This is a genomic window from Nocardioides sp. YJ-D4, from assembly GCF_054031495.1.
On the sequence record NZ_CM132932.1, the window covers coordinates 52,581 to 78,635 of the forward strand.

The window sequence follows — 26,055 nt, forward strand, 5'->3', positions numbered from 1 at the left end:
CTCAGCGTCCCTTGAACTCGGGCTTGCGCTTCTCCAGGAAGGCCTTGGGCCCCTCCTTGGCGTCCTCGGAGGCGAAGACGGCGGCGCCGACCTTGGCGTCGTCTGCCCAGGCCTCCTCCTCGTGCTTGCCCTCGGACTCGCGCATGGTGCGGAGGATCGCCTGGACGGCCAGGGGGCCGTTGGCGGCGATCATGTCGGCGAGCTCGTGGGCCTTCTCGAGCGCGGTGCCGTCGGGAACGACGTGGCCGATGAGGCCGAGCTCCTTGGCCTCCGGGGCGAGCAGCGTACGTCCGGTCAGGAGCAGCTCGGCGGCGACGGTGTAGGGGATCTGGCGGGGGAGACGGACCGCGGAGCCGCCCATCGGGTAGAGCGACCAGCGGGCCTCGGCGACGCCGAACTTGGCCGACTCGCCGGCGACGCGGATGTCGGTGCCCTGCAGGATCTCGGTGCCGCCGGCGATGGCGGGGCCCTCGACGGCCGCGATGAGCGGCTTGGTGAGCCGGAAGCCCTTGAGCAGACCCTTGATCACGGACGGGTCGAAGCCCTCCTTGAACGACTCCGAGGGCGGCTTCTCGTCCGCCTTCTTCAGATCCATCCCGGCACAGAAGTAGCCACCCGCGCCGGTCAGGATGCAGACCCGGATCTCGGGGTCCGAGTTCACCCGGTCCCAGGCGTCCTCCATGATCCGCAGCATCTCGGAGGAGAGGGCGTTGCGGCGCTCGGGACGGTTCATCGTGACGATGAGCTTGTGGCCGTCCTGCTCGACGATCGCGTGGGGCCCGGAGTGGGTCTCAGCAGAAGATTCTGTGATCGGCATAACATCAGACCCTAGCGGAAAACTGAAACGTGTTCTAGTCTCGCAGTCATGGCGCTGAACCTTGCTGACCTCTTCGAACACGCCGTCGACGCCGCGCCCGAGAAGGTGTCGGTCCAAGTCGGCGACCGCAAAGTGACTTACGCAGAGCTCGAGCGTGAGTCCAACAAGCTGGCCCACTACCTGGCCGGCCAGGGGATCGGGAAGGGCGATCACGTCGGGCTCTACTCCAAGAACTCCGTTGAGCACGTCATCGCCCTGCTCGCGATCCTCAAGATCCGTGCCGTCGCGATCAACGTGAACTATCGCTACGTCGCCGGCGAGCTGGAGTACCTCTTCGACAACGCCGACCTCAAGGCCCTGGTGCACGACCGCGTCTACGCGCCGCTGGTCGCCGAGGTCTCCCCGAAGCTGGAGGGGCTGAAGACGTTCGTCGCCGTCCCCAACCCGCTCGAGCCCCACGACGAGTCCGACCTGAGCCCGTTCGGCGGCGTCACGCTCGAGGAGGCCCAGGCCGGGCAGTCCGACGCGCGCGACTTCGGTGAGCGCAGCCCCGACGACATCCACGTCATCTACACCGGCGGCACCACCGGCTTTCCCAAGGGCGTGATGTGGCGTCACGAGGACTTCTGGCGCGTGCTCGGCGGCGGCATCGACTTCATGACGGGCGTGCCGCTGGAGGAGTACGACCAGTCCAAGCAGGCCGCCGGCGGCGGACTCATCACCCTGCCGCTCAGCCCGCTGATGCACGGCGGTGCCCAGGCGAGCCTGCTGATGCACCTTTTCGCCGGCCAGGTGACGATCCTCGAGCCCAAGTTCGACCCGGTACGCACCTGGGAGATCGTCGACCGCGAGAAGGTCCAGATGATGTTCATGACCGGTGACGCGATGGCGGTGCCGCTCATCGACGCGTACGAGGCCGGTCCCGGCAACGGGCAGAGCTTCGACGGCCAGTCGCTGTTCGCCATCGCCTCCTCGGCCGCGATCTTCTCCAAGTCGGTCAAGGAGCGCTGGATGCGGGCCTTCCCGAACGCGGTCTTCACCGACTCGATCGGCTCGACCGAGACCGGCTTCCAGGGCACCGGGCTCCAAGACGCCTCGGCGCTCTCGACCGACGGCCCCGTGGTGACCGCGGGTGCCCACACCGCCGTGATCGGCGACGACGGCCACCCGCTCGACCTCGCCACCGACATCGGCAAGATCGGCCGCACCGCCCGCAAGGGCCACGTGCCGGTCGGCTACTACAAGGACCCCGAGAAGTCGGCGAAGACCTTCGTCGAGATCGACGGCACCCGCTACGCGATCCCCGGGGACTACGCCCGGATCGAGACCGACAACCGCCTCACCCTCCTCGGCCGAGGGTCTAACTGCATCAACACCGGCGGCGAGAAGGTCTACCCCGAGGAGGTCGAGGCCGCCATCAAGGCCCACCCCGACGTCTACGACACCCTCGTCGTCGGAATCCCGGACGAGCGCTACGGCCAGGCCGTCGCCGCGGTCGTCCAGCCGCGACCGGGCGCGACCATCGAGCTGGAGGGGCTGCGTACGTTCTTGCGGGCTCACCTGTCCGGCTACAAGCTGCCGCGTGCCCTGACCATCGTCGACGAGGTGCCCCGCAACGCCACGGGCAAGGCCCAGTACCCCAAGGCCAAGGAGATCGCCCTGGCCACCCAAGCGACCGCAGCAGAGCAGGACCCCGAAGGAGCAAAGGCATGATCCGTACGGCACTGTGCGAGGCGTTCGGGATCGACTACCCGATCTTCGCCTTCACCCCCTCGGAGCACGTGGCCGCGGAGGTCTCCAAGGCCGGCGGGCTGGGCGTGCTGGGCTGCGTACGCTTCAACGACGCCGAGGAGCTCGACCACACCCTGACGTGGATGGACGAGAACACCGACGGGAAGCCCTACGGCGTCGACGTGGTCATGCCGATGAAGGTGCCGACCGAAGGCACCTCGACGGACCTGTCCGCCTACATCCCGGCGGAGCACACCGAGTGGGTCGACAAGACGCTGCTCTCCCTGGGCGTACCGCCGCTGCCGGAGGGGGAGGGGCGCGAGGGCGTGCTCGGCTGGCTGCACTCGACCGCGCGCTCGCACGTCGACGTCGCGCTGCAGCACCGGCCGGTGCTGATCGCCAACGCGCTCGGCACCCCGCCCAACGACGTGATCGAGAAGGCCCACGAACACGGCGTGAAGGTGGCCGCCCTCGCGGGAGCCCCGAAGCACGCGGTCTCGCACGTCTCGAACGGCGTCGACATCATCGTCGCCCAGGGCTACGAGGCCGGCGGGCACACCGGGGAGATCGCCTCGATGGTGCTCCAGCCCGACATCGTCGACGCGGTCGGGCCGGACGTACCGGTGCTCGGTGCCGGCGGGATCGGCTCGGGCCGTCAGATCGCCGCCTCGCTGGCGCTCGGTGCGCAGGGCGTCTGGACGGGCTCCATCTGGCTCGGGACGAGTGAGTACCGCAACCTCAACACCCACGCCGGCTGGGAGAGCGCGTTCACCCGCGCCACCTCCGCCGACACCCGCCGGATGCGGATCTACACCGGCAAGCCCGCCCGGCTGCTGAAGTCGAAGTGGACCGACGCCTGGGAGGCCGAGGGCTCGCCGGCGCCGCTGCCGATGCCGCTGCAGAACCTGCTCGTCTCCGACGCCCACAACCGGATCAACGCTGCTGGGGATCCCGACGTCGTCGCGATGCCGGTCGGACAGATCGTCGGCCGGATGAACGAGGTACGCCCCGTCGCCGCCGTCATGGCCGACCTCATCGCCGAGTTCGAGGCCACCGTCAAGCGCCTGGACGCGATCGCCGAGGGATAGTCCGAAGCACCACGAAGGCGCCGGCTCGTCGACCGAGCCGGCGCCTTTCTCACGCCCTGACTCCGCCGCGCCTTACCTCAGCGCGCTATCGCACACCCTGGTCGCCGGCCCCGCTACCGCACACCACGACCCCGCCGCAGAGGCGGGCGAGGCGCTGACAGGATGGACGCGTGACGATCTCGAGCTACGTACGTGACGGACTCACCTTCGACGTGATCGACTCGGGCCCGGCCGACGGCGACCCGGTCGTGCTCCTGCACGGTTTCCCGGAGCGGGCGACCTGCTGGCGCGAGGTGTCCTCGATCCTGCACGAGGCCGGCTTCCGCACCATCGCCCCGGACCAGCGCGGCTACTCGCCGGGTGCCCGGCCGCGTACGCGCCTCGGCTACGGCGCCGGCCGGCTGGTCGAGGACGTGGTGGCGCTCATCGACGAGATCGGCCGGCCGGTGCACCTGGCCGGTCACGACTGGGGGAGTGCGGTCGGTTGGGGAGTGGCGGCCAAGCGGCCCGACCTGGTCCGGAGCTGGACCGCGATGTCGGTGCCGCACCCGGTCCCGTTCGCCCGGTCGATGAAGGGGCCGCAGCGGCGGAAGTCGATCTACATGGCACTCTTCAACATCCCGCTGCTGCCCGAGCTCGTCTCCGGGCGAGACGGCCGGATGGAGCGGATGATGCGGGGGAGTGGCTGGAACGACGAAGACGTCGAGCGCTTCCGCGAGGAGATCGTCGACTACGGCGCGCTGCCCGGTGGTCTGGGCTGGTATCGCGCCCTGCCCCTGGCCCCGCGCATCGGCCGCGTCTCGGTACCGACGACGATGCTCTGGAGCGACGGCGACGTCGCGATCGGCCGGACTGCCCTGGAGGGCAACGAGCACTCCGTCACCGGTCCCTACGAGTTCATCGAGCTGACCGGGGTCAGCCACTGGATCCCCACCAAGGCGCCGTGTGCGGCCGCCGACGCGATCCTCTCGACCATCGCCAGGGCGAGCCGGCCGTGAGTCTGGGCCCAGGCTGAGCGTCGGGTGCGCGGGCTCAGTCGTCCCCGGCCCCGCCGACGGTCGGAGAGCTCGACCGGGGCGTGGTGTCACGAGCTGTGATCGCGTCCCGGACACCGCGGATCGCTGTGCGGATCATGTCGCCGTACGACCCTGGCGGCAGTGCCGCCACACGCTCCTCCGCGTTACCGATCTGCTCGGCGGCGGCCTCGAAGGCGCCCAGGCGGCGGAGGTTGTCGGCGATGTTGAGGTGCAGGCTCGGGTAGAAGCCGGCGACCTGAAGTCCCGCATGATGTTCAGCGGCCCGTCGGTCGGTGAGTGCGCCGGCGGCGTCGAGGGCGCGTACGTCCCAGATGAGTGCCTCGGCCGGATCGGGATACAGATCGGCGAGATAGTGGGCGAGCGTGCACCGGTGAAGCGCGTCGCCCAGCACTCCGAGGTCATCCCAGATGGCGAGCAGCTCCTGCCGTGCTCTGGCGGTCTCGCCTTGGTGGCCGAGGGTCACGGCGGCGGTGATGGCGTCCATGGTCGGATCAGCTGCAGGGGTGGCGGTCATGCGCCGATGCTGAGGCTTCGCCCGACCCGAAGGTCAAGAGTTGAGTACGCGGGCTCATCACGCCACGCCGCGGCGCCGCGAGACTCGTCGCATGCTCGCATTCGACCGCCCGGCCAGTGTCCGCTGGCGCATCACGCGCGTGCCCTGGTTCCCCGTCACCACGGCCCTCTCGTCCGTCGTGGCCCTTCTCGCCGTCGGGAATCTGGCGACGAACTGGCTGGACGTCTATCTGGTCTTCTTCGGCGAACAGCCGGAGATCGACCCGGCGAACATCGCCGCGTACCGCCTCTGGGGTGCGATCGCGCTCGCCGCGCTCCTGTGCGGCGCGGTCGCCCACATGCTCAACCCCGACCGCCGAATGCTCGGGACCTTCTGGCAGGGCCTGGTGATCACCGTCGGCACGGCGATGGTCCTCGTCTGCTACATCCCTGGCTCGGTGGACCTGCCGGCACCGGAGCGGGAGGACGACGGTTATCGCGCCCCACCCTGCTACTCCGGCGGCGACAACGACGAGTGCGTCGGTGGCTGACACGGCAGGCCGTCCGTTGAGCTGCCGTCAGCCGCGGTCGTGAAGCGTGATGTGGTAACCGTCGAGGTCGGCGAAGGTGAACGTACGCCCGAAGGGGCCGTCGATCGCCGGGGAGGCGATGGTGTGCCCATCGGCGACGAGAGCATCGTGGATGGCCTGGACGTCGGTGGCATGGAGCCAGATCGCAGCACCGATACCCGGCTGGGCGACGGACGCGAGATCGGTGCCCGGCACGACTTCGCGAAGCGCGAACGCGATCGGCTTGGTCTCGAAGACGACGGCATGCGGAGGCCCGGTCGGCGAGCGGACGAGGCCGAGGTAGTGCTCGTAGAACGCCTGCGACGCGTCGAGGTCGCGCGCCTGCAGGGAGATGAAGTCGGGGCCGGTGACGGGCATGGTGATGCTCCTTCAGTGTGTGTCAGTTATCTGACACGATGTCACTATGTCAGAATACTGACATGAGTCAAGACGGCGTCGACCTGGACAAGTCGCTGGGCTACCTGCTGAAGGAGGCGTCAAGCGCTCTGCGCGCCGCGATGGAGGAGGTGCTGCGCCCCCTCGGGATGAGCGTCACCCACTACGCATGCCTCGAACTGCTGGCGCAGCGGCCCGGTCTGTCGAACTCCGAGCTCGCTCGAGGGGCATTCGTGACGCGCCAGACGATGAACGTCCTACTCCGCGCTTTGGAGCGAAGCGGCGACGTGACCAGGCCGGCGGAGGCCCCCGTCGGGAAAGTCCTTCCCGCGCGGCTCACGCGTCAAGGAAGGCGGAAGCTCGAGGAGGCCACCGTCGCGGTTCGTTCTGTCGAGGTCAGAATGCTGACCGGCATGAGTCCGGCCGATCAGTCCGACGCATTCCGGATCCTGCAGGGCATGATCCACGCCCTACGTGATAGTGGTGACGGCGCCTGACTGATCTGCAAACTTCGAGGAGCCTATGGCCGGACGCCTGAAGCCCGCCAGAGCGCGGCGGCAAGCCAGAGGGCCGCGAATGCGACGAGTACGCCCCAGACGATCCGCCCCGCGTGCGGGAGGAAGAACTGGGGGAGCATCGTGACCAGGAGAGCGGCCAGCGGGACGGCGCTCCATCGGGGGAGGGACCCTGAGCGTCAGGCCGCGATCGCGACGAGCACGGCGGCGACGGCGACGAGCAGCAGTCCGATCAAGAAGATGGTCATCGCGGTCGGATCGAGGCGGAAGTCGTTGCCCACGTCGGTCAAGCTGGCGTCGCCGTCGGCCACGGCGCGCTCGCCGATGGCCTTGAGCCCGTAGACCTCGGCGCCGTAGTAGGAGATGGTCAGACCGGAGCCGATGGAGCCGATGACAGTGGCGAGGTGCGCGGTCCCCTCCTGTGGCGTCCCGTCGAGATAGCCACGGATCGCGCCATAGCCGAGCGGGATGAGGATGAGGCCGACAATGGCACTGATGTGCGCGATGCTCCAGCCGGCGGAGGCCCACGCCGCCGCTCCGTCGAGCGTGCTCTCGTCGGCGCGTGGGGCAACGATCCCGTAGACAGCAAAGAGGATGCCGGCGATCGCGAACGCGGCGGCGCCCATCCGGATGCGACGGTCAGGGTAGGTGTGGGGGACTGTCACTGCAGAACTCCTCGGTGGGTGCGGACGAGAGCAGTGCTCTCAATTGTGAGCGATGATGACACGCATCGACGCGCACCGCACGCGACACGCATCGACGCGCACCGCACGCGAATTGATCGGCATTCGTCCGAGACCGATTGGCCAGCTTCCGGCAATCGGCTGATAGGCCGTAGCGCTATCGCACACGTTGTGAGTTTGGCGCGATACAGCACAAACGGCCAGGACGACGGAGCGGAATCGCGTCCATGCGCGCATCCGTTGGCAGGCGGTGATGTGGCCTTGCTGATCCTGGGATCTCTACGTGCGTCGCGTGAAGCGGATGTCGCCGTTGGGGAGGCGTTCGTGGAGGTATTCGGGGTCGTGGGCGCGGTGGTGGTGATGGGAGCAGAGCAAGGCGGCGTTGTCGAGGTCGGTGGCCCCGCCTTGGGCCCAGGCGATCCAGTGGTGGGCCTCGGCCCAGGTGCCGGGGATGTCGCAGCCTTCGGCCTCGCAGGTCGCTGATCGCAGCAGGAGGGCGCGGCGTTGGGCGGCGGTGAAGAAGCGTTCCTTGCGACCGAGGTCGAGGACCTCGGAGGCGCCGCCGAGGACGGCGGGGATGATGTTCGCGGTGCAGGCCAAGCGGCGGGCTTCGGCGGCGGTGATCGGGCTGCCGCCGATGATCTGGGCGATGCCGGCTTCCTTGCGGAGCTGGTCGATGTCGATGGTCACGATCACGGTGGTGGCATCGCCGCCGTGGATCGGGAGCCGCGATGGGTCGAGGGCCTCGAGCAGCTGGCAGAACGCGCGCCCGAGGCGGCGGTCGTAGGGCAGGTAGTCGCCGGTGTCGGTGCGGGTGCCGTCGTCGCGTCGGGGTGAGGCGAAGGCCTCCAGGGTGGTGGCCAGGCGGTCCGCGGTCGCGTCCGGGACCACCGCCGAGATCCGGGTGGTGCCGTCGCCGAGGCGCCGCATCGCGAGTCGGGTCTTCTTCCGGGCGTGGGCCTCCTCGGCCGCCAGCCGTTTCGCCTCTTCGGCTTCGGCGATCTCGGGCGCGATGACATCGAGGATCCGGCGCCCCAGACGTCGCAGCTGGGTGGGGTCGAACCGGGTCGCGTAGGCGACCAGGGCTTCTTCGGCCTTGGTCTTGATCTCGGGGTCGAGGTCGGTCGGCAGGTCGTCGAGGGCGTTCACGATGACGTGGGCTTGGGCCGGGTTGCAGTTTCCGGCCCGCATGGCGACCGCCACCAGCCCATATGAGCGGTCCAGTGCCTCAGCGAGCCGGAGGTCGGCGCGCAGGGTCTCGGGGCGTTGGTGGGTGTGGTGATGCAACCACGCCGCGACATCCCGCGCCGCGGACTCGTCCGCGACATCATCAGCAACAGCGAGCACCCGCAGTTCGAGCTCGGCCAGCTGCGCCTTCGCGCGGGCGATCTCGAGCAGCGCGGTGGCCTTCTGGTCGGTGGCCATGAACGACGGGTTCGCCGCCGCAACTCCCTCGAGCGAGGCAGTGATCGCGACCACCGCCCCCAGCACAGGGTGCTGGGGCTGCTGCAGCGTGGTCATCGAACCGGTCACCTCCCGACGTACGAACTCTCCACGCCCGCTGGCACGGGTGTGTGCTGGTTCGCTGGTCTCGGAGGCCCGGAGTACGGGCTATTACTTACCCTCGCAGCTCAGCGTGCACGCCCCTGGTTCCCCTGGATTACCCCACCCCCGTTGTGTCTCGGGTGGATGGGGCACGCCTCTTTCGAGGTGGTCGGCCTTCACGTTCACGCCTGCGCCGAGCCTACCACACAACACAAAACCGATGAACCCAATCAGGGACAGATATCCCCAACAAAACCCAGACCGCTGCTGGAAGCCCGCAAGACAGGTAAATGGCACCCAACCCAGACACCCTGCTTCTAAATCTCCCAACCCAGACAACGCGTATTGGCCCCACCCGTGCTGGAACCCAAGCACGAGACCAAACAGACACACATCCGAATGAAGACCCGCCCAGTCAATAACCCAAAGCGCTATCGCACACCAAAGTCACTTGCCGCGATACAGCACAAACACCAGCCACGAAAGAGGGGCCCCGGCAGGCGCCGGAGCCCTCTCAAGACGTCGGTGAAGATCAGGATGCAGCGATCGATCGCCCGATCCGCAGCGCCTGCTCAGAGGCTCCGCCGAAGACGAACTCGAAGCGCTTCGCGGTAGTGAAGTAGCGATGCGCCTCGCCGTCGAGGTCAATGCCGACACCGCCGTGAACGTGGACGGTGGTGTGTGCGAGACGGTGGGCGGCGTCGGCGGCCCAGAGCTTGGCGACGGCGACCTGGTCGGCGGAAGGGAGGCCGGAGGAGACCCGCCAGACGGCCTGCCAGAGAGTGAGCCGCTGGGCGAGTACGTCGATGAACCCGTCGGCCAGCCGCTGGGAGACGGCCTGGAAGGTGCCGATGGCTCGGCCGAACTGCTCCCGGGTCTTGGCGTACGACGAGGTGAGCGAGAGGGCTCCTTCGGTGACGCCCAACAGCTCGGCGGCCGCGGCCACGGTCAACAGCGAGCCGAGCCGGGCAGCGGTCGAGGAGTCGCCGACCCGACGGGCGGGGGCCGAGGCGAACGAGACCAGGGCGGTGACGTCGCCGTCGCTGGTGTGCTGCGCACGGCGGTCGACGCCTTCGGCAGATGCCTCGACCAGGAAGACCCCGACGGTGCCGTCCGCAGACGCTGCGGTCACCAGGAACGCATCGGCGATCATCCCGGCCCTGACCAGCGTCTTCACGCCGGTGATCGTGTCCCCGGTGGCGACGACCATCGGGACGTCGGGCAGGTGGGAGTGCTCCTCGGCGACCGCGGCCGTCAGCACCCGCGATCCGTCGGCGATGCCGGTCAGAGCGTCCGCCGCGGTCTCGGCAAGCAGCAGGCCGCACGGCCCATGCACGGCGAGCGGCACCGGCGCGACCCGCCGCCCGGCCTCGACCAGCACCCGGCACAGCTCGATGAGTCCGAGCCCGGCGCCGTCGTACGTCTCGGGCAGATGCAGCCCGAGCAGGCCGGCGTCGCCGAGGGCGGACCAGAGGGAGGCGTCGAAGCGGCCGCGGTCGTCGGCGGCCGCCTCGACCGTACGCAGCCGCTCGACTGAGGTCGCGTCGCCGATGATCTTGGCCGCGAGCTCGGCGGCGTCGTCGGATTCGGTGGTGAAGGAGAAGTCCATGGTGTTCTCGCAATCGACTGTGTTGGTCTCGGCACGCTCGCTCGCCCGAAGGTCTGAACGAAGTGGCCTTCGACCGACGGGTGGTTGGGTCAGCGCTTGGCGGCGGGGAGGCCGAGGCCCACGTAGCCGATGATGTCTCGCTGGATCTCGTTGGTGCCGCCGCCGAAGGTCATGACCAGCGAGGAGCGGTGGAACCGCTCCAGGCGGCCGGCGAGCACGGCGCCGGGGGAGTCGGCGGTGATCCCCGCGTGCGGTCCGACGATCTCCATCAGCGTCCGGTAGACCTCGGTCGCGAGCTCGGAGCCGTAGACCTTGGTCGCCGACGCCTCGGCGGGCGAGAGCGCGACCCCGTGGTCGGCGTCCGAGGCGAGCTTCCAGTTGATCAGCGAGAGCGCCTCGATGCGTGCGTGTGCTCGCCCGAGAGCCAGCTGGACCCACTCGGCGTCGATCACCCGGCTGCCGTCAGGGAGCACGGTGGTCAGCGCCCACTCCCTCACCAGTCCGAGCGAGTGGACCAGTGGTGCCGCCGAGGTCAGCGCGACCCGCTCGTGGTTGAGCTGGTTGGTCATCAGCGCCCAGCCCCCGCCGCGCGAGGAGACGAGGTTCGACGCCGGCACGCGCACGTCGGAGTAGTAGGTAGCCGAGGTGCCGACCCCGGCGACGGTCTGGACGGGCGTATAGGAGAACCCCTCCGAAGATGTCGGCACCAGGATCATCGACAGCCCCTTGTGGCGCGACGCCTCCGGCTCTGTCCGGCAGGCGAGCCAGATCCAGTCCGCATACTGGATCAGCGAGGTCCACATCTTCTGGCCGTTGATCACCCACTCGCCGGTGCCCTCGTCGAGCACCGCGCGAGTCTGCAGCGAGGCGAGGTCGGTCCCCGAGCCGGGCTCGGAGTAGCCGATCGAGAAGTGCAGCTCGCCAGCGAGGATCTTGGGCAGGAAGTACTCCTTCTGCTCCGAGGTCCCGAACCGCATGATCGTCGGGCCGACAGTGTTGAGCGTGAGATAGGGGATCGGCACCCCGGCCACGGCGGCGGCGTCGGTGAAGATCAGCTGCTCCACCATGGAGCGGTCCTGGCCGCCGTACTCCTTCGGCCAGCCGATCCCGAGCCAGCCGTCCGCGCCGATCTGCCGGATGGTCGAGAGGTAGACCTCCTTGTCGGCCTCATCACCGAATTCGCCCGATGCCCGTGCGAGCGCAGCACGACGCTCGGGCGTGACCAACTGGGCGAAATAGGAGTTGAGCTCTGAGCGAAGTTGCTCCTGGGCGGGTGTCAAGGCCACATGCATGTGATAAAACTAGAACAGGTTCTACCCATTTGAACAGGGTCTAGCGAATAGGGCCCAGCGAACAGACCAGCGGAAGGTACGACGATGGCCGACCCCACCACCCAGACCCGCACGCTCGACCACGGCTCCCAGCCGGAGCGCTTCGCGCGCGGTTGGCACTGCCTGGGCCTGGCCAGCCAGTTCAAGGACGGCAAGCCCCACGCCGTCGAGGCGTTCGGCGGCAAGCTGGTCGTCTGGGAGAACACCAAGGGCGAGCTGGGCGTGCTCGACGGCTACTGCCGCCACATGGGCGGCGACCTGACCCAGGGCACCGTGAAGGGCGACGAGGTCGGCTGTCCGTTCCACGACTGGCGCTGGGGCGCCGACGGCCGCTGCAAGCAGATCCCCTACGCCCGCCGGGTTCCGCTGCGAGCAAGAACCAAGGCGTACGAGACCGTGATCCGCAACGACTCGCTGCTGATCTGGCACGACCCCGAGGGTTCGAAGCCCGACTACGACATCCTGCCGCCGGAGCTGCCCGACGTCAGCAACCGCGAGATCTACACCGACTGGATCTGGAACACCGTCCCGATCAAGGGCAGCCACTGCCGCGAGCTGATCGACAACGTGGTCGACATGGCGCACTTCTACTACGTGCACTTCGCCTTCCCGACCGACTTCCGCAACGTCTTCGAGGACCACATGGCCACGCAGTACATGGCCTCTCGGGGACGTCCGGACGTGTCCGGCGGCTACGGTGACGCCGAGATGTTCCTCAAGTCCGAGGCGACCTACTACGGCCCGGCGTACATGATCAACTGGCTCGAGGTCGACTACAAGGGCTTCGTGACCGAGGTGATCCTGATCAACTGCCACATCCCGACCGGCCCCGACTCGTTCCTCCTGCAGTACGGCATCACCGTCAAGAAGCCCGAGGGCCTCGACGACAAGACCGCCAACTTCATCGGCAAGAAGTACGCCGACATGTTCGGCGACGGGTTCCTCCAGGACGTGGCGATCTGGGAGAACAAGGCGCCGGTGCAGAACCCGCTGCTGTGCGAGGAGGACGGCCCGGTCTACCAGCTGCGCCGCTGGTACGAGCAGTTCTACGTCGACGTCGCCGACATCGAGCCCGAGATGCGCGCTCGCTTCGAGTTCGAGGTCGACACCACCAAGGCCAACGAGTTCTGGCACGAGGAGGTCGCCGAGAACCTGCGCCGGATCGAGGCCGAGAAGGCTGAGGACCCGGAGTCGAGCGACGCAGGGGTCAGTTGATGGCCTCGTTCGTCCCGACGTCGCAGGACACCGTCGAGGACCAGCGGCTCTACACCCAGGCCCGCCTGGTCGAGGTGGAGTGCCTCGACTGCCTCGCCCGCGTCGGGGTGAAGAAGAACAGCGAGCACCAGACGTCCGTCCAGTGGACGGCCGAGGCGCAGGCGCAGTGTCCGGATCTCGTACGCCGCAAGTCCGCCGCCGACGGCGCGCGGCTCGTCCACGCCCGCTGCCCTCGTCTGGCCGCGTCCATCGAAGCAGCCGTCGCCGACGGCCGGATCCAGATCGGAGCCGAGGATGGCTACTGACTCTTTCCTGCTGCCCGTCAGCGACGTGGTAAAGGAGACCGACGACGCCCACTCGATCGTCTTCGAGCTGCCAGACGATGTGAGGCACGCGTTCCAGCCGAAGCCGGGGCAGTTCCTCACCGTCGCCGTGCCGAGCGACCGTGACGGACTGGCGGCACGGTGCTACTCGCTCTCCAGCGCCCCGGGCGACCCGCTCACGGTCACGGTCAAGCGCACCGTGGACGGCTATGCGTCCAACTGGATCTGCGACAACCTCCGGCCCGGCGACACGCTTCGCGTGCTGCCGCCGAGCGGGATCTTCACCCCTGCCGACATCGACGCCGACTTCCTGCTCTTCGCCGGCGGTTCGGGCGTCACCCCGATCATCTCGATCGCTCGTACGGCCCTGCGCGAGGGCACCGGACGGATCGTGGTCTTCTACGCCAACCGCGACGAGCGCTCTGTGATCTTCGCCGAGGAATGGGCACGACTGGCCGCCGAGCATCCCGACCGGCTCCAGGTGGTCCACTGGCTCGAGTCGGTCCAGGGGCTGCCCACCGGTGATCAGCTCAAGGCGTTCGCAGCCGACCGCCTGACGTACGACGCCTTCGTCTGCGGGCCGGCGCCGTTCATGAAGGCGACGATCGCGGCGCTCAAGGAGCTCGAGTTCCCGCGGGCGCGGCGGCACCAGGAGAAGTTCGCCTCGCTGGGTGGCAACCCGTTCGGCGAGGTCGCCCCGGTCAAGGAGGCGGAGACCGAGGTCGTCGACGACGGACCCAAGCAGCCCGCCACTCTCGAGATCGAGCTCGACGGCACCACCACGACGTACGACGACTGGGACCCGGGCACCCCGATGCTCGAGTTCCTCGAGGCGAAGGGTGTGAAGGCGCCCTACTCGTGTCGCGAGGGTGAGTGCTCGGCGTGCGCGTTCCGGCTGCTCGAGGGTGAGGTGAAGATGGTGCGCAACGACGTGCTCGAGCAGGAGGATCTCGACGACGGGATCCGGCTCGGCTGCCAGTCGCTGCCGACCACCGACACCGTCCGCGGCACGTACTCCTGAGGGACTCGCCCGAGACACAGATCACCAACCGGTTGCCAGGTCGAGGCGTGCGGCGCGATAGTGTCGCGCTGCCCGAACCACATCCCACCGAGTCACCCCGAGGAACGTCGTCGGCTGACCGGTAGGGCTCAAGCGAGGTTTCCCCCAACGTGTTCAATCGCAACTTCTACGCCGCCCAGGACGATCGGCGCTTCGTCGTCGGCTATGCCCTCGACCTCGGCTTCCGAGTCTTCGATGCCTACTCGGCACCGGGCCAGCCGTTGACCGAGATCACCACGACGGCATCGGCCTCGCTGCTCGCCGCGAGGCCCGCGTTCAAGCTGTACGCCCCCAACACCGGCCCGGAGCCGGTGATCACCAGGGTCGAGCTGGAGGAGTCGGAGTTCGGTCCCTCGGCCTTCGAGTACCGGTGCAACGGCTGGGGCCTGATCGGGCTCAACTTCGGCGGCGTCGTCGGTCTCGGCGGCCTCGGCTGGAGCACGCTCAACACGATGGCCGAGGCCCGTGCGGCTCGATGGCACGCGGTGGAGCCGATCGGTGCCGCTCCCTCGGAGTGGAACTGGCCGGCCGTCGACGACGCGGCGATCAAGATGTTCGAGGCGATCGCCTCGATGGCCGGCTCCGCCGTGGGCGACAGCCCGATCCTGGCTGCGGCTGGCCAGCTCATCAAGGACAAGGGCCTGCTCTACGAGTCCGGTGGTGGGCTGCACGCGCGCCCGGGTCTCGGCTGATCGAGCCGCGCGGAGCTTGATACGCCGGGCGTATCAATCGGCCGAAGATCGATACTTCCCAACAACAGGTCGGCGATCCTAGATTCTCGGGCATGGACGTCACCTACGAGCCCATCCGAGTGCACCACGTCGTCTCGGGCCGGCCGGACGGTCCGGTGGTGGTGCTGTCCAACTCGCTGGGCGCGACCCACGCGATGTGGGACCAGAACCTGCCCGACCTCGAGCGGCACTTCCGCGTGGTGCGGTACGACACCCGGGGACACGGTCGCTCGCCGGTACGTCCCGGCCCCTACGTGATCGACGACCTGGCCGACGACGTCGTCGCACTCCTCGACCGCCTCGGCATCGAGCGGGCCCACTTCGTGGGCCTCTCGCTCGGCGGCATGACCGGGATGCGCCTCGCCGCCCGCCACCCCGGGCGCGTCGACCGGCTCGTCCTGCTGTGCACAGGCGCTCAGCTGACGCCCTCCTCCGCCTGGCACGACCGGGCCGCCACGGTGCGAGCCGACGGCACCCGAGCCGTCGCCGAGGCGGTCGTGGCCCGCTGGTTCACGCCGGGATTCCTCGCGACGAACCCCGAGGTGAAGGCGACCTGTGAGGGCATGGTCGCCGCCACCCCGGACGAGGGCTACGCCGGATGCTGCGAGGTCATCGCCGCCATGGACCTCCGCGCCGACCTCCCCGCGATCAGCGCCCCGACCCTGGCCATCGCCGGTGCCGACGATCCCGCCACGCCGCCCCCGCACCTCGAGGCCATCGCCGGCACGGTCCAGGACGGCCGCCTCCTCGTCGTCCCGGACTCGGCGCACCTGGCCAACGCCCAGCAGCCCGAGACCATCACCCGTGCCATCGTCGACCACCTCGCGGCGCGTTGACGGACCCCGGAGTGACGTCAGGCCTCTGTCGGGTCCTGAGTGAGCACGTCGAAGACCACCTCGTCCTCTGTTCCTGACGCCAGCCGCCAGACCGCGTCGGCGAGCTCGTCGGGGTCGAGGGTGGCGTACGGGGCGGGTGTGGCGGGGTCGGTGAGCATCCGGTGGATGTCGCCGCGCTCGATCAGGCCGCCGACGACGAGGGAGCCGACGTGCACGCCGTCCTCGGACGCGGCGGCGGCCAGGGTGCGGGCGTAGGTCCGTAGGGCGCCCGAGGCGGGAGCGTAGGGGCCGAGGAACGGCAGAGGGACGAGCGCGCTGAGTCCTGAGACGTACACCAGCGCGCCGCTGCCGCGCGAGCGCATCGTGGGGAGGGCCAGGTTGGCCACCTCGACGGCCGGCTCGAGGGTCTCGGCCATGGCGCGACGGATGTCGGCGGGCTCGGTCTCGAGGATTCCGAGCATCGGTGCGCTCAGGTTCTGGGCACCGGGGCCGTGGTAGACGACGTCGATCGGTCCCAGGGCCGCCGTGATCTCGTCAAGGGCATCGGCGACGGCACCCGGCGCCCTCAGGTCGGCGGCGACCGCGACAGCGGGTACGCCGCTCGCCGACAGCTCCTCCAGATAGGCCGGGTGCCGGTCCGTGCTGCGTGAGACCAACCCGACGGCGTACCCCTCCTTGGCGAACCTCCTCGCCACCGACATGCCGAGGCCGGGACCGGCGCCGAGGACCGCGATCGTGCTCATCTTCTTCTCCCTCATGGATAGGTTGCTGATGTCAGCAACCCTCGCCGCCCGGCGGCGTTCGCGGAAGAAGGCACTTCAATGTCAGATGGGAACACCGATGTGCCCCGGCACATCGTGAGCGCGGCGCTCGGGGGCGGACTGCCGCAGAAGGTTCCGGCGGGGGAGTACGAGACCTGCCCGGTGACGCAGGCGGTGCAGATGCTCGGTGACAAGTGGACGCTGCTGATCGTGATGATGCTGGCCGAGCGCCCGCATCGTTACAACGAGCTGCGGCGCCGGGTCGAGGGGATCAGCCAGCGCATGCTCACCCGGACGCTGCGCGTCCTGGAGCAGGAGGGGATCGTGACGCGTACGGTCTTCCCGACGGTGCCACCGGGTGTGGAGTACGGACTCAGCGACCGCGGCCGGGAGCTGCTGGTGCCACTCAGCGAGCTCGCGGACTGGGTGATCCGGGGCCGCGCTGCCTGAGGCTCAGAAGCCGCGGGTCCAGAAGACCTCCTCGTGGAGGTGGCGCGAGCGCCAACCGTCCGGCGTGCGCACGAAGCTGTGCCGGTAGCGACCGCCCACCTCGACGACGCGCTCGCCGCCGGACCCGTCGGAGATGACCATCGGGTTGTCGAAGTACGCCACGACCTCGGCCGAAGCGAAGCCCGAGGCATCCGGTGCCGCGCCCTCGTCGGTGAACGTGATGCCGACCTGGCCGATGGTGTGCAGGCGCTTCTGGGAGAACGCGGGCAGCATCTCGGCGAGCCACTTCTTGACCTCGGCGAGCTCGCCGACCGTGCCGCCGGACTCGGAGTAGTCGATCGTCGCGTCGGCGGCGAAGACCGTGTCGAGCGCGTCCCAGTCGCCGTCGTCGACGGCCAGGGTGTAGCGGGTCAGCGCGTCGGTGATCTCGGCGCGGTCGATCAGCTCTTGAACGTCCATGACAAGGGTCTCCTTCAGCGGGGCGAGAGGACGATGACCGGGATCTCTCGGTCGGTCCAGGTCTGGTAGGTCTCGAAGTCGGCGTACGTCTCGAGCAGCCGCGGCCACAGCGCGGCCCGCTCCTCGGAGTAGGCGATGCGTGCCCGGACGAGCCTCCGTCCGCGACGGGGGACGCGGACCGCGACGTCGGGCTGGGCGCGCAGGTTGGCGACCCACTGCGGGTCCTTCGGAAGCCCGCCCTGGGAGCCGACGACGACGAGATCGTCGCCCGAGCGCATGAACAGCAGGGGAGTGGTGAAGGTGCGGCCCGACTTGCGGCCGATGTGCTCGAGCAGCAGGACCGGAGCGGGTCTGCGCCAGCCGGCCATCACCCGCCAGGTGCCGCCGACCCGGCCGTTGGTCAGCTTGAACAGCGCCGTGTTGGCGCGGGCGCCGTACTTGATGATTCTCGCCGTCAGCGGCGAGTCGAGGCCTGCGGGACGTTCGAGAGAAGGCGGCATGACGAACACTCTGGCAGAAACTTAGAACACGTTCTAGTGTTGGCACATGCGCTTCACCTATGCCGAGGCAATGACGCAGGCCGACTACTACGCCCCGCTGGCCCAAGCGGCCGAGGCCGCCGGTTACACCAGCATGACGGTGGCCGACAGCCTGATCTATCCAGAGGAGTCCGACTCCACCTATCCCTACACCGACACCGGCGACCGCGAGTTCCTGCAGGGCAAGGAGTTCATCGAGGCGTTCATCCTGTGCGCCCACCTCTTCGCGGTGACCACGACGCTGCGCCTGACGCCGTTCGTGGTGAAGCTGCCGGTGCGTCCGCCCGTGCTGGCCGCCAAGCAGGCCTCGAGCCTCGCCTTCCTCTCCGGCAACCGGCTCGGTCTCGGTGTCGGCCTCTCCCCGTGGCCGGAGGACTTCGCCGCCCTCGGCGTCGACTGGAAGCGCCGAGGCAAGCGGATGGACGAGTGCATGGACATCCTGCGCGGCCTGACAGATCCCTCCGGCGATTTCTTCGGCTATGAGGGCGAGTTCTACGAGTTCGCGCCGCTCCAGCAGCGTCCCGCGCCGACCGAGAGGATCCCGCTCCTCGTCGGCGGCCACGCCGACGCCGCCCTGCGCCGCGCGGTGCTCAAGGGCGACGGCTGGATGCACGCCGGCGGCGACGGTGAGGAGCTCGACCGCCTCCTGGTCCGCCTCGCCGAGATCAGGCGCGAGGAGGGCGACACCCGAGACGACTTCGAGGTCCATGTGATCAGCTACGACGCGTACGACCTCGACGGGATCAAGCGGCTCGAGGACAAGGGCGTCACCGACTGCATCGTCGGGTTCCGCGACCCGTACGTGAAGGGTGCCGACCCCGAGCCGCTGGAGAAGAAGATCAAGCACCTGGAGTGGTACGGGGAGAACATCATCGCGAAGGCTGCGCAGTGACCCAGCAGAGCGCGGCGTACGGCCTGACCGAGCCGCTGCAGCAGGCGATTGCGGAGGCGGAGGAGCTGATCGCGAACGCGCCCTTCATCCGGACCGAAGCCGATCGTCTCGAGGGGTATGAGTATCTCTCCGGCCGGATCCGGATGGCGATGCAGACGGCGTTCGACTACGACCTCGAGCAGCCGCTCTTCGTGAACCCGACCCACCAGTTCTCCAAGCAGGGCCTGGACAACCCTGACGCGATCTACTTCAACGCCTACCTGAGAGAAGGCGTCGAGTACGTCGTCCGCGGCCGTCGCGGGACCAGTGCCGACCTCTCCTTCCAGGTGATGGGCGGCGCCTACACCGCGGACTCCGCCGCGACCAGCCTGATGGCCTTCGACGACCGCAAGCTGCAGTTGGACGCCAACGGCGAATTCGAGTTCACCTACACCGCCGAACCGGGAGCGAAGACCCTGATCGTGCGCGAGGTCTTCAACGACTGGGAGACCGAGACCCGCGGCACGATCACCATCGAGCGCCCCGACACTCTCGGCCGGCCGCGCCGCCCGCTCACCCAGGAACTGCTCCGGAAGAAGTACGAGGTCGCCGCCCGGTCGCTGACCGGCTCGATCCAGACCTGGTTCGCCTTCCCCCAGTTCTTCCAGTACAAGGAGCCGGTCAACACGCTCACCGTTCCGGCCCGGACCCCGGGCGGGCTGGAGTCGCAGTTCTCCTCGATCGGTCACTACGAGCTGGCCGAGGACGAGGCGCTCGTGGTCGAGGTGCCGCGCTGTGACGATGGCAGCTACCAGGGCATCCAGGTCGGCTCGGACTGGTACGCCTCGACCGACTACGAGACCCACCAGACCAGTCTCACCAAGGCCCAGGCCGTCACCGACCCCGACGGCGTGATGCGCTTCGTGATCTCCGAGCGCCCACCCCTGGACGGCACGCCGATCGCCAACTGGCTCGAGACCACCGGCCACCGCACCGGCTCGCTGATGCTGCGCTGGCAGCGGCTCGAGCGCGACCTCACCGCCGCCGACGGACCGGCGGTCCACAAGGTGGGTATGGCCGATGTGCGCGACCTGCTGCCGCACACCCAGACCCTGAGCCCCGGGGGGTATGCGGAGCGGATCGCCGCACGTCAGCGGGCAGTTGCGCGCAGGATGCTCAGCTGAGAAGGGGCGCGACGCGAAGGCGTAGGACGCCTATGATTGCCGCCCATGGCCAGTCCCCACCACGAGCCACCGACGATCCCGGGCTTCCGTCACCGCCGGCTGATCGGCACAGGCGGCTCCTCCGAGGTCTTCCTCTACGAGTGGCCGCAGGAGAAGGTCGACGTCGTCGTCAAGGTCTGGAACGACCGGCTCAGCGGCGAGACCCAGGACGCGCTCGCCAAGGAGACCAAGGAGGTCGCCGAGCTCGCCGCCCACCCCCATGTGCTGCCGCTGCACGCCGTCGGTGTCAGTGACGACGACCGCTGTTTCGTGGTGATGGACCATCGCGCCGGTGGCGATCTGCAGACCCGCTGGCAGCGCGAGCGGCTCTCCGTCGCGGAGGCGCTGAGCATCACGATCAAGGTCGCGGGCGCGCTCGACGTCGCCGCCCGGCACGGGATCCTGCACGGCGACGTCAAGCCCGCCAACATCCTGCTGACCAGTGCTGGTGAGCCGCAGCTGGTCGGCTTCGGCGGCCTCTCCTCGGCAGGGCGCCCCGGCGGTGCCGATTCGACCTCGCTGCCGTGGATGGCTCCGGAGATGCTCTCCGATCCGCCCGAGCCGAGCGGCTGGGCGGACATCTGGAGTCTGGCCGCGACCTGCTACACGCTGCTGGCGGGACGTACGCCGTTCGAGGGGCCGGGCGGTGGCAGCGCACCCGCGGCGCTGGCGGAGCGGATCCGGGAGTACGACCCGCTGCCCATCGAGCGCGACGACGTCCCGGCGTCGTTCGACGAGGCGCTGCGTAAGGCGATGTTCAAGCGCCGGGCCGGGCGGCACTGGAGCGCCGCCGACTTCGCCAAGGCCCTGCAGGCAGTCGAGGAGGAGCTCGGGCTGCCGGTCACGCCGCTCGCGGACATGCGCGAGCCTCGGGACCAGGTCGCCGAGGTCGCCGAGGTCCCCGAGGTCCCCGCGGTCGCGAAGGTGGCCGAGGCGCCCCCGATCGAGGTAGCTCCGGACCCGGTCCCGCCGTCGGCCGAGTCGCCGGGTGCGGGGGACACGGCAGAGGTGCCGGTCGTCACCGGCCCCGTGATCGAGCCGGTGGCGGAACCCGTGATCGCCGCCGCGCCGGTGCTCGAGCAGGCCGACGACGACGTCCTCGGCCACCGGGTCGACGTCGACCGGCTGGCCCGCCTGCTCGCCTCCGTACGCACCCAGCTCCCGATCTCGGTCGCCGTGCAGGGACTGCCCGGCAGCGGCCGGTCGACCTTCCTGCGGAAGGTCCAGGAGCGCATCGAGTGGCTCACCGAGAACGACGAGACCTACTCCGCCCGCACCACCCACGTACGCATCGACGCCCGCCAGTACGCCGAGGGAGACGTGGCGGGCGCCGTGCTCGAGAGCGTGCGGAGCGCTGGGAAGAGCGAGCCGCCGCCGCTGGTGGCGAGGCATCAGGCCGCACAGCGGCGGACCGCCGAGCTGCGGGCCGCGCTCGCGGGCGTGCCCGAGGACGACGGCCCCCGCGGCAAGCGCCGCGCGCAGCCGATGAGCACGACGATGGCGCTGGCGGCCATGGATCGAGAGGTCGCGGCCTACGAGGCGGCGCTGCGGGCAGCCCCGCCCGGACCACCGCCGCGCCCGCCGGCCGGCGCGCTGAGAGGACCACAGGCGAGCCGCACCATCGTCTACGTCGACGACCTGGACAGGTGCGACCCGGCCACCGCGGCTGGCGTGCTGCAGGCGATCGACGAGCTGGGCAGCCAGGAGAGTGTCGCGGTCGTGGCGGCGGTGGACGCCCAGACACTGCGGCGGGCGATCGCGGGCCGCGTGGCGGAGCCCGCGGCGTACCTCTCACGCGTCTTCGACGTGCCGTTCGGGCTGCGGGCGTTCGCGGGTGACCCCGCGGTGCGGTTCATGCGGTCGCTGATGCGTCAGGCGGTACCGTCGTGGCCGGCAGCGCTGGCCACCGGCAACGGCGACCGGACGGGTCGTACGAGCCAGGTCGAGAGCTTCGAGATGACCCCGGGCGAGGCGCTGTTCACGAGCGAGCTGGCCAGGTTCTGCCCGACGCCCGGAGCTGCCCGGAAGCTGCTCGCGGTCTATCGGCTGGCGCGCACGGCCCCGGTGGCGGGCAGGAACGCCGACCCGGCCGGCCAGCAGGCCCTCGGGATCCTGATGGCGATCCTGGCCGGGGCGCCGGCGCAGGCCGTCCAGGTGCTCGGAGCCGTGGTCGAGTCGCTGGCGGCGGGCGAGGACGGTGCGACCTTCAGGAAGCTGCTCGAGAAGGTCGCACGCGAGCACACCGCGGGCTGTGGGCGGGCCACCTGTGGCTCGTGCGCCGACTGGTCCCGGGTGCTCCGTGCCCACGCCGACCTCGTCCGGGCGCAGCAGGTGCCGCAGGACGTCGGCGCGTACGCCGCCTGGGTGGACGAGGTGGCCCGGTTCAGCTTCCCGACCTGACCTGCCCCCTTCCGCAAAAGTGAAACACGTTCTACTCTAGGCGCCATGACTGGACTCCTGGATGGCAAGGTCGTCGTGCTCTCGGGGGTCGGCCCCGGCCTCGGCCGCTCGCTGGGCGAGCAGGCCGCGCTGATGGGCGCCGACCTGGTGCTCGCCAGCCGCACCGAGAAGCGGCTGCAGAAGATGGCCGGCGTCATCGAGGAGCACGGACGACGTGCGCTGGTGGTGCCGACCGACATCACCGACGAGGACGCGCGCCGGCACCTGGTCGATGCCGCGCTGGAGGAGTTCGGCCGCGTCGACGTACTCCTCAACAACGCCTTCGGCATCCCGCCGATGGACCCGCTCACCCAGATCCCGCTCGACGCGCTCCGGCTGGCCCAGGAGTCCAACGTGTACGCCCCGCTACGGCTCTCGGCGCTCTTCGCCGACGCGCTCGCGGCCACCCCGGACAAGCCCGGCGGCGCGATCGTGATGATCAACTCCGCGGTGCTCTACCAGAGCCAGCCGGAGTTCGCGGGCTACAAGCTCTCCAAGGGCGCGCTCGCCCACCTGGCCTCCTCGCTGGCCACCGAGCTCGGCCCGCGCGGCATCCGGGTCAACTCCATAGCGCCGTCCTACATCTACGAGGACGTCAACAAGGCCTACTTCGACTGGATGGCGTCGGAGTCGGGGCGCACCCACGAGGAGGTGTACGCCGAGAAGGCCGCCCCCACCGACCTGAAGCGGCTCGCCACCCCCGAGGAGGTCGCCCGGGCGGCGCTGTTCCTGGGCAGCGACCTGGCCTCCGCGGTCACCGGGACGGTGCTCAACGTGGACTGCGGGGAGTTCCATGACTGACTCCGCGACAGAGACCGCACCGCGCGAACGGGCCGACGTCGGGACGTACGAGGACATCTGCGCAGCCGCCACCCGCACCACCGGGCTGAGCGCCTTCGGCGGGACCGACCACGAGGAAGGGCTGCGGCTGCTCGTCGAGGATCTGGCGAGCCCCGAGGCCGGGCTGACCCCGATCGGCAACTACTTCCACCGGGCCCAGGTGAAGTCGGCCCTCGTCGGCCGGCTGATGACGCAGGCCCGGCTCGCGGAGTTCCCCCAGCACCAGGACGTACGCATCGAGCGGCCGATCTTCGTCACCGGGCTCGTCCGCACCGGCACCACCGCCCTGCACCGCCTCCTGGCCGCCGACCCGGCGCACCAGGGTCTGGAGACCTGGCTGACCGAGTTCCCCCAGCCGCGGCCGCCGCGCGAGACCTGGGAGCACGACCCGGTCTTCAACGCGCTGCAGGGCGCCTACCGGCAGCACCATGTCGCCAACCCTGAGTTCATGGGGATCCACTACATGGACGCCACCAGCGTCGAGGAGTGCTGGCGGGTGCTGCGGCAGAGCGGCAAGTCGATCTCGTTCGAGTCGCTGGCCCACGTCCCGCGCTACTCGGCCTGGCTGGCGAAGCAGGACTGGCGCGATGCGTACGAGCTGCACCGCCGTACCCTCCAGCTCATCGGGCTCAACGACACCGACAAGCGCTGGGTCCTCAAGAACCCCTCGCACCTGGTCGCTCTCGAGGCGCTGATGGAGGTCTACCCGGACGCCCTCGTGGTGGTCACCCACCGCGACCCGGTCGTCTCGGTCGCCTCCGGCTGCTCGCTCTCCGCCGAGGCGACCGCGGGCATGTCGACCACGTTCGTCGGGGAGACCATCGGGAAGACTCAGCTGGAGATGCTCTCCCGCTCGTGGCGCTCGTTCGGTGAGACCCGGAAGAGGTACGACCCGGCGCAGTTCCTCGACGTCGACTACCGCGGGTTCGTCAAGGACCCGGTGGGCACCGTCGAGAACATCTACGCCCACTTCGACATCCCCTGGAGCGACGCCGCCCGCGCCGAGGTCGCCCGCATCGACGCCGAGTCGCGTTCGGGCAGCGCCCGGCCCAAGCACGACTACAGCCTGGCCGACTACGGGCTGACGGAGGACGAGGTACGCGCGGCGTTCGTGCTCTGAGTCTGGGTGTGGAGTACCGTGCGGGCGTGCGTGAGGTCGAGGTGAAGTTTCGCGTACGGACACCGAGTCGTTGCTGGTGGCTGTCAAAGGGCGGGGCGTCGATTTGGACAGTGGCGTCTTCCAGGATGACCAGGCGTACGCGCCGGTTGGTTGGTCCTACGGCGACAGCAAAGGCGGCGTCTCCTTCGTACGCCTGCGCACCGTGAACGGGCAACACATGTTCACGCTCAAGCGCCCTGCGGAGAACGCGCTGTCGTGCGATGAGTTCGAGTCAGTCGTGACGGACCGGGAGCAGATGCACGCCGCGATCTGCGCGATGGGCTTCGCACCCACGGTGCGGATCGCCAAGTCCCGCCGGTCCGTGGCCCGAATCTTGAGGGGACGCCGTACGTGAAACTCGCCGCTGGCGAGCAGCCTTCGCGAAGAGTTGATCGCTTACTGAGCGGCCGGCCACGGCTGAATGTCTGGGAAGTAGTTTCGAGCGCGTCTGGAAGACCCGCTCACCCATGCTGTCGCTCCCGAGGAGACCGCTACACCAACTGCGGCATCGTTGTAGGTGTAGCCGATCAGCACCCGTGGCCGCCTTAGTGAAGCTCACCTAGATACGGCGCTGCCTTTTCGGGTCCGAACTACATGATGATCGGCGCGGGGGTCTCTTCGTTGTTGGGCCCGGACTCGTCCTCGGGGTCGTCATCGTTGAGCAGGCCCTGATCACGAAGCAACTGCGCGGGCATCTCGTACTCGTGTCGGATCAGGTGCCGCACGAACTTGCCGAGACCCTCGGCCTCGTCGGCGGTCACGTCGTCGTAGTCCTCGGGGTGAGCCCCCTCGTTGCCCAACTGGTTCAGGTGGTCGGCCCAGTCCCAGAGCGACTTGTGCAGGTCGCCGTCATCCTTCATGTGCTTCAGGGCGTTCTTGAGATGCCGTTCCTTCTTGGCCTTCTCGCTTCCCTTGTCTTTCACGAACAGGCTCAGAGACGAACGGAACATGACTGCGGCGGCCCGATTCGCCCCGATGCTCAGGCAGCGCATCCCCTCGTCGTATGCCGACGCCACGCCTGCGTCTACCTGCTTGTCGAGGATGCCCATGCCCGGGGCTGGCCACCACATCAGGCCGTCGGTCGGATCATTTGCCGTGACAACCGCCGTCCCCTTGTTGCAGCCGAGGCAGGTGAGCGTGGCGAGTTTCCGATCTGCGGTAGCGCCGAGAGGGTTACTCCTGAAGGAGAGGATGCCGTTGCTCTGCACCTGGAAGTTGGAGACGCGCCCGCACCAAGGGCACGGTCCGGTGGGGTCTCCCGGTGTTGGCAAAGTGTCGGGGTTGCTCGCCTTGGGCTTGGAGGATCCGACGAGACACTGACTGGCCTTGCCCACAT

At 69.1% G+C, this 26,055-nt stretch carries 28 protein-coding genes; 17 read left to right on the forward strand and 11 right to left on the reverse strand.

What is annotated here, in order from left to right; translation table 11 throughout:
* Position 1 precedes the first annotated feature (1 nt).
* On the reverse strand, positions 2–817 hold the full coding sequence (locus ACW14X_RS00255) for a crotonase/enoyl-CoA hydratase family protein (RefSeq protein WP_457164290.1): 816 nt from the start codon (positions 815–817) through the stop codon (positions 2–4).
* Positions 818–865: 48 nt separating this feature from the next.
* Between ACW14X_RS00255 and ACW14X_RS00260 the strand changes: the two genes are divergently transcribed.
* The 3 genes from ACW14X_RS00260 (at position 866) to ACW14X_RS00270 (ending at position 4,634) form a co-directional block, all read left to right on the forward strand.
* Positions 866–2,530, forward strand: a complete 1,665-nt coding sequence (locus ACW14X_RS00260) for an acyl-CoA synthetase (protein ID WP_457164291.1) — start codon at positions 866–868, stop codon at positions 2,528–2,530.
* The gene (locus tag ACW14X_RS00265; protein ID WP_457164292.1) at positions 2,527–3,636 is read left to right on the forward strand and encodes an NAD(P)H-dependent flavin oxidoreductase; all 1,110 of its coding nucleotides are present in this window, start codon (positions 2,527–2,529) and stop codon (positions 3,634–3,636) included. The genes ACW14X_RS00260 and ACW14X_RS00265 overlap by 4 nt, the downstream gene beginning before the upstream one ends.
* Before the next feature lie 170 nt (positions 3,637–3,806).
* Positions 3,807–4,634 carry an alpha/beta fold hydrolase gene (locus tag ACW14X_RS00270; protein WP_457164293.1) on the forward strand — a complete coding sequence of 276 codons (828 nt, stop codon included), beginning with the start codon at positions 3,807–3,809 and terminating at the stop codon, positions 4,632–4,634.
* A 34-nt stretch (positions 4,635–4,668) separates the two neighbouring features.
* On the opposite strand, the gene ACW14X_RS00275 is transcribed toward ACW14X_RS00270, so the two are convergent.
* Positions 4,669–5,187: a hypothetical protein gene (locus ACW14X_RS00275; protein ID WP_457164294.1), complete on the reverse strand. Its 519-nt coding sequence runs from the start codon at positions 5,185–5,187 to the stop codon at positions 4,669–4,671.
* A 91-nt stretch (positions 5,188–5,278) separates the two neighbouring features.
* On the opposite strand from ACW14X_RS00275, the gene ACW14X_RS00280 reads away from it, so the two are divergent.
* A complete protein-coding gene (locus ACW14X_RS00280; RefSeq protein WP_457164295.1) occupies positions 5,279–5,716 on the forward strand; it encodes a hypothetical protein in 438 nt (145 codons plus the stop codon).
* Positions 5,717–5,743: 27 nt separating this feature from the next.
* Here the strand turns inward: ACW14X_RS00280 and ACW14X_RS00285 are convergent, their stop codons facing one another.
* The gene (locus ACW14X_RS00285; RefSeq protein WP_350721203.1) at positions 5,744–6,112 is read right to left on the reverse strand and encodes a VOC family protein; all 369 of its coding nucleotides are present in this window, start codon (positions 6,110–6,112) and stop codon (positions 5,744–5,746) included.
* 62 nt (positions 6,113–6,174) lie between these two features.
* Between ACW14X_RS00285 and ACW14X_RS00290 the strand changes: the two genes are divergently transcribed.
* Complete coding sequence (locus ACW14X_RS00290; RefSeq protein WP_457164296.1) at positions 6,175–6,627, forward strand: MarR family winged helix-turn-helix transcriptional regulator; 453 nt, start codon at positions 6,175–6,177, stop codon at positions 6,625–6,627.
* Positions 6,628–6,824: 197 nt separating this feature from the next.
* Here the strand turns inward: ACW14X_RS00290 and ACW14X_RS00295 are convergent, their stop codons facing one another.
* From ACW14X_RS00295 to ACW14X_RS00310, 4 genes are all read right to left on the reverse strand, one after another.
* Complete coding sequence (locus ACW14X_RS00295; protein WP_457164297.1) at positions 6,825–7,310, reverse strand: hypothetical protein; 486 nt, start codon at positions 7,308–7,310, stop codon at positions 6,825–6,827.
* A gap of 297 nt (positions 7,311–7,607) precedes the next feature.
* The gene (locus ACW14X_RS00300) at positions 7,608–8,849 is read right to left on the reverse strand and encodes a DUF222 domain-containing protein (protein ID WP_457164298.1); all 1,242 of its coding nucleotides are present in this window, start codon (positions 8,847–8,849) and stop codon (positions 7,608–7,610) included.
* A 556-nt stretch (positions 8,850–9,405) separates the two neighbouring features.
* Positions 9,406–10,482 (reverse strand): acyl-CoA dehydrogenase family protein, encoded by a 1,077-nt coding sequence (locus ACW14X_RS00305; protein WP_457164299.1) that lies wholly within the window; start codon positions 10,480–10,482, stop codon positions 9,406–9,408.
* Positions 10,483–10,571: 89 nt separating this feature from the next.
* Positions 10,572–11,774, reverse strand: coding sequence for an acyl-CoA dehydrogenase family protein (locus tag ACW14X_RS00310; RefSeq protein WP_457164300.1), 1,203 nt, complete (start codon positions 11,772–11,774; stop codon positions 10,572–10,574).
* Between the two features lie 84 nt (positions 11,775–11,858).
* On the opposite strand from ACW14X_RS00310, the gene ACW14X_RS00315 reads away from it, so the two are divergent.
* The 5 genes from ACW14X_RS00315 to pcaD all read left to right on the forward strand — a co-directional run bounded on the left by ACW14X_RS00315 (position 11,859) and on the right by pcaD (position 15,978).
* Complete coding sequence (locus ACW14X_RS00315) at positions 11,859–13,028, forward strand: Rieske 2Fe-2S domain-containing protein (RefSeq protein ID WP_457164301.1); 1,170 nt, start codon at positions 11,859–11,861, stop codon at positions 13,026–13,028.
* Entirely contained in the window at positions 13,028–13,333 is a 306-nt protein-coding gene (locus ACW14X_RS00320; RefSeq protein ID WP_160023359.1) for a hypothetical protein, read from the forward strand. The genes ACW14X_RS00315 and ACW14X_RS00320 overlap by 1 nt, the downstream gene beginning before the upstream one ends.
* Positions 13,323–14,372, forward strand: a complete 1,050-nt coding sequence (locus ACW14X_RS00325) for a 2Fe-2S iron-sulfur cluster-binding protein (protein ID WP_457164302.1) — start codon at positions 13,323–13,325, stop codon at positions 14,370–14,372. The genes ACW14X_RS00320 and ACW14X_RS00325 overlap by 11 nt, the downstream gene beginning before the upstream one ends.
* Positions 14,373–14,521: 149 nt before the next feature.
* Positions 14,522–15,103 (forward strand): hypothetical protein, encoded by a 582-nt coding sequence (locus tag ACW14X_RS00330; protein WP_160023363.1) that lies wholly within the window; start codon positions 14,522–14,524, stop codon positions 15,101–15,103.
* 92 nt (positions 15,104–15,195) lie between these two features.
* Positions 15,196–15,978 carry a 3-oxoadipate enol-lactonase gene (gene pcaD, locus ACW14X_RS00335; protein WP_457164303.1) on the forward strand — a complete coding sequence of 261 codons (783 nt, stop codon included), beginning with the start codon at positions 15,196–15,198 and terminating at the stop codon, positions 15,976–15,978.
* Positions 15,979–15,995: 17 nt separating this feature from the next.
* On the opposite strand, the gene ACW14X_RS00340 is transcribed toward pcaD, so the two are convergent.
* The gene (locus ACW14X_RS00340; protein WP_457164304.1) at positions 15,996–16,721 is read right to left on the reverse strand and encodes an SDR family NAD(P)-dependent oxidoreductase; all 726 of its coding nucleotides are present in this window, start codon (positions 16,719–16,721) and stop codon (positions 15,996–15,998) included.
* Between the two features lie 78 nt (positions 16,722–16,799).
* Here ACW14X_RS00340 and ACW14X_RS00345 point away from each other — a divergent pair, with 78 nt between their 5' ends.
* Positions 16,800–17,189 carry a winged helix-turn-helix transcriptional regulator gene (locus ACW14X_RS00345; RefSeq protein ID WP_350714223.1) on the forward strand — a complete coding sequence of 130 codons (390 nt, stop codon included), beginning with the start codon at positions 16,800–16,802 and terminating at the stop codon, positions 17,187–17,189.
* A 3-nt stretch (positions 17,190–17,192) separates the two neighbouring features.
* Here ACW14X_RS00345 and ACW14X_RS00350 read toward each other — a convergent pair whose 3' ends face one another.
* Both ACW14X_RS00350 and ACW14X_RS00355 read right to left on the reverse strand, forming a co-directional pair.
* Positions 17,193–17,648 (reverse strand): nuclear transport factor 2 family protein, encoded by a 456-nt coding sequence (locus ACW14X_RS00350; RefSeq protein ID WP_457164305.1) that lies wholly within the window; start codon positions 17,646–17,648, stop codon positions 17,193–17,195.
* Between the two features lie 14 nt (positions 17,649–17,662).
* Positions 17,663–18,148 carry a nitroreductase/quinone reductase family protein gene (locus ACW14X_RS00355; RefSeq protein WP_457164306.1) on the reverse strand — a complete coding sequence of 162 codons (486 nt, stop codon included), beginning with the start codon at positions 18,146–18,148 and terminating at the stop codon, positions 17,663–17,665.
* Positions 18,149–18,194: 46 nt separating this feature from the next.
* Here ACW14X_RS00355 and ACW14X_RS00360 point away from each other — a divergent pair, with 46 nt between their 5' ends.
* The 6 genes from ACW14X_RS00360 to ACW14X_RS00385 all read left to right on the forward strand — a co-directional run bounded on the left by ACW14X_RS00360 (position 18,195) and on the right by ACW14X_RS00385 (position 25,074).
* Entirely contained in the window at positions 18,195–19,079 is an 885-nt protein-coding gene (locus ACW14X_RS00360) for a TIGR03619 family F420-dependent LLM class oxidoreductase (RefSeq protein WP_457164307.1), read from the forward strand.
* Positions 19,076–20,242, forward strand: a complete 1,167-nt coding sequence (locus ACW14X_RS00365) for a hypothetical protein (RefSeq protein WP_457164308.1) — start codon at positions 19,076–19,078, stop codon at positions 20,240–20,242. Before ACW14X_RS00360 ends, ACW14X_RS00365 begins: the two co-directional genes overlap by 4 nt.
* 45 nt (positions 20,243–20,287) lie before the next feature.
* On the forward strand, positions 20,288–22,681 hold the full coding sequence (locus ACW14X_RS00370; protein ID WP_457164309.1) for a serine/threonine protein kinase: 2,394 nt from the start codon (positions 20,288–20,290) through the stop codon (positions 22,679–22,681).
* Between the two features lie 45 nt (positions 22,682–22,726).
* A complete protein-coding gene (locus ACW14X_RS00375) occupies positions 22,727–23,521 on the forward strand; it encodes an SDR family oxidoreductase (RefSeq protein ID WP_350841383.1) in 795 nt (264 codons plus the stop codon).
* Complete coding sequence (locus tag ACW14X_RS00380) at positions 23,514–24,680, forward strand: sulfotransferase family protein (protein ID WP_457164310.1); 1,167 nt, start codon at positions 23,514–23,516, stop codon at positions 24,678–24,680. Before ACW14X_RS00375 ends, ACW14X_RS00380 begins: the two co-directional genes overlap by 8 nt.
* A 70-nt stretch (positions 24,681–24,750) precedes the next feature.
* Entirely contained in the window at positions 24,751–25,074 is a 324-nt protein-coding gene (locus ACW14X_RS00385) for a hypothetical protein (protein ID WP_457164311.1), read from the forward strand.
* Between the two features lie 235 nt (positions 25,075–25,309).
* Here ACW14X_RS00385 and ACW14X_RS00390 read toward each other — a convergent pair whose 3' ends face one another.
* Positions 25,310–26,053, reverse strand: coding sequence for a DUF4145 domain-containing protein (locus ACW14X_RS00390; RefSeq protein ID WP_457164312.1), 744 nt, complete (start codon positions 26,051–26,053; stop codon positions 25,310–25,312).
* Positions 26,054–26,055 lie beyond the last annotated feature (2 nt).